Source organism: Kaarinaea lacus (genome assembly GCF_975902315.1).
On the sequence record NZ_CDLKIE010000245.1, the window covers coordinates 1 to 2,863 of the forward strand.

4 protein-coding genes are annotated in these 2,863 nt (G+C 47.0%); 3 read left to right on the forward strand and 1 reads right to left on the reverse strand.

All coding sequences use genetic code 11. From position 1 onward, the window contains the following. The 3 genes from ACWVCM_RS07595 to ACWVCM_RS07605 all read left to right on the forward strand — a co-directional run. The coding region (locus tag ACWVCM_RS07595) for a hypothetical protein (protein WP_455201128.1) at positions 1-327 on the forward strand (327 nt) is incomplete at its 5' end. Positions 328-410: 83 nt separating this feature from the next. Then, on the forward strand, positions 411-860 hold the full coding sequence (locus tag ACWVCM_RS07600) for an MOSC domain-containing protein (RefSeq protein WP_455201129.1): 450 nt from the start codon (positions 411-413) through the stop codon (positions 858-860). Beyond that, positions 857-1,405: a DUF1415 domain-containing protein gene (locus ACWVCM_RS07605; RefSeq protein WP_455201130.1), complete on the forward strand. Its 549-nt coding sequence runs from the start codon at positions 857-859 to the stop codon at positions 1,403-1,405. The genes ACWVCM_RS07600 and ACWVCM_RS07605 overlap by 4 nt, the downstream gene beginning before the upstream one ends. A gap of 62 nt (positions 1,406-1,467) precedes the next feature. Here ACWVCM_RS07605 and ACWVCM_RS07610 read toward each other — a convergent pair. Beyond that, on the reverse strand, positions 1,468-2,863 hold a 1,396-nt coding region (locus ACWVCM_RS07610; protein ID WP_455201131.1), incomplete at its 5' end, for an RQC domain-containing protein.

A 2,863-nucleotide genomic window follows, 5' to 3' on the forward strand; every position in this document is an offset into this window, starting at 1 on the left:
CCGCGAGTGACAGTGCGCGAGGGAGATGTTGCTCGGTTTATAAAGTCAGAGCAACAGGCTTATGATGCCATTTTGCTGGATGTTGACAATGGTCCGGAGGGACTCACGCGTAAGGAGAACGATTGGCTCTATAGTATCAACGGATTGAGCGAAGCCTATGCCGCACTTCGGACTCATGGCGTACTGGCTGTGTGGTCTGCTGGTCCAGATCAACAATTTTTAAAACGGCTGCGAAAGGTGGGATTTACGGTAGAAGAAGTTCGTGTGCGTGCCCATGGATCGAAGGGAGCACGACATTTCATCTGGTTTGCGACACGTGATGACTAGTCGGTATGGATAATTACTCCTGTCCAGCCTGTCGCGGCAAACGTATATAATAATCACAATGCATATTTAATTTTGTTTTCATTATGGCAAAACTTATCGGTATCGCGATCAGACACAAAAAGCGTGGTCCAATGCAAACCTTGAATAAGGCTTTCATTAGCCTGGGTAAAGGTGTCGAGGACGATTTTCGGGGAAAACCTTCTAAAAGACAGGTTACTGTTATGTCGCAAAAGGCGTGGCAGGATGCCAATGCAATTCTGGGTACTGAGTTACCCTGGACGACTCGTCGCGCTAACTTGCTGGTCGATGAGCTTGATCTGGAAAACACCGCAGGAAAAACAATTGTCGTAGGCGATGTTGTTCTGAGAATCACGCAAGAGACTGATCCTTGCGAGCGTATGACGGAAGCAGCAACGGGGCTGTATGATGTGCTAAAAGCTAATTGGCGAGGAGGTGTTTGTTGTCGTGTGATCAGTGAGGGGCATGTTAAGTTGGGTGATGATGTTGTGCTTGCCGAGAAGGTGTCGAAATGAACCTAAGCGCAGGTGATGCTCAGGTCATTGATGCAACCAAACAGTGGCTGGAACATTTTGTCATCAAGCACAACTTTTGCCCATTCGCAGTTAAACCCTATAAGGAAAAACGGATTCGCTATGTCAGTTATGCGGTTACTACCGAACAGGCATTAGCGGAAAAATTGATCGACGAAGTTCTATTATTAAAGGAGGCGGATCCGCAGGAAGTAGAAACCACGCTTGTTATTGCTCCGTTAATGCTGCATGACTTTTTTGACTACAACCAGTTTCTAAATGTAGTTGATTCAATCATTGAGAAGCTGGATGCAGAGGGTATTATCCAGGTGGCGAGTTTCCACCCTGAATACCAGTTCGCAGACCTGGAAAAAGATGACGTTAGAAATTACACCAATCGTTCGCCATACCCAATGTTTCATTTAATTCGCGAAGACAGTATAGAAAAGGCGCGCAATTCGATGGATACAGACACTATTCCGGTTCGCAATATGGATTTGTTGATGGACCTTGGTATAGATCGGGTATTAAGCAAAGGTAAGCGCTAAATGGCAATTACTTCATGTAATGCGTATGTTTTGAAAAATCAGAGACTCTTTCCCACGCAGAATCACAACATCCCTGTTCTGAGGCTGGATGCAAGCACGCACTTTAACAGACTGTAATCGTAGGCCTGATCCATTGCTTCATAGGCCGGTTTCAAGCTGTCTGTTTCATTAATGCCAAGTAATTCGAAAGTATTGATAATTTCTCTGATTTGGGCGTTATCGAGGGGTAATATCTCTCGCGCATCAATCAGGTCTGCGGCAATAGCGTCGGCGAAGTGTGTATAGATGGTAGAAATTTTTAAATTCCTTTGCCTGGCAATAGCTTCTGCATCGTTTCCCTGCAGGTAGAGTAACAGGGTTTCATTGGTGGTTTCGTTAAGTGAATTGTTTAATAGCCTGGGGAGGGGGTGCGCTTTAATTTCATCCAGGAAAGCCTGTCCGTAACGCTCCAGTTTGCGTTCACCAACACCATTGATATATCGCAGCGCCGTGGCATCCTCGGGACGCAGGCGCGTCATGTCTTGCAGGGTCTGGTCATGGAAGATGACGTATGCCGGTACTCCTTGTTCGTTGGCGAGTCTCAGGCGTAAACTGCGTAACGCATCGTACAAGGCCTCATCACAAGCTCTCAGCTTGCTGCTTTTCTTCTGCGATTTTGCTTTCTGTTTATCCTGCGGGGTAATTTTCCGCAGCTCAATGTTTTTCTCGCCACGCAACAGTGGGCGACATTGTTCGGTTAACAAAAGTGAACCATGTCCTTCCATGTCTGATTCGAGAAAGTTTTGGGCAATAAGCTGCCGGATCACGCTGCGCCACTCTGCATTGCTAAGTTCATTACCAATATTAAAAGTACTTAATTTATCGTGTCCGTTGCGCTGGATACGCTCATCCGTTTTACCGGTTAATACATCAATAATATAACCTGCGCCGAAACGTTGCTCAGTACGGTAGATGCAGGAGAGTAGTTTCTGCACGGCAATGGTGGCATCCCACGTTTGTGGTGGTTGCAGGCAGTTATCGCAATTGCCGCAAACCTGATTTTGCATTTCATCAAAATAGGCTAATAGTGACTGGCGGCGGCAAGTGGTCAGTTCGCATAAGCCCAGTATGGCTTCGAGCTTGGAATGAGTAACCCGTTTATAGTGTTCACTGGCGTCGGCCTGTTGGTTCCACTGGCGCAGGGTAATGACGTCCTGCAAGCCATAATTCATCCATGCATTGGCCGGTTCACCATCGCGACCGGCACGGCCGGTTTCCTGGTAATAGGCTTCGATACTTTTTGGCAGGTTAAGATGCGCCACAAAACGTACATCAGGTTTGTCAATGCCCATACCGAAGGCAATGGTAGCCACAATGATGATACCATCTTCGCGTAAAAAGCGTTCCTGGTGCTGGCGGCGTAGCTCATCGGACAATCCGGCATGGTAGGGTAATGCGGTACAGCCTTTTTCGGTTAAC

Coding starts and splice junctions, on each gene's coding strand:
- ACWVCM_RS07600 (WP_455201129.1), top strand. CDS start 411: ATGGCAAAACTTATCGGTATCGCGATCAGACACAAAAAGCGTGGTCCA.
- ACWVCM_RS07605 (WP_455201130.1), top strand. CDS start 857: ATGAACCTAAGCGCAGGTGATGCTCAGGTCATTGATGCAACCAAACAG.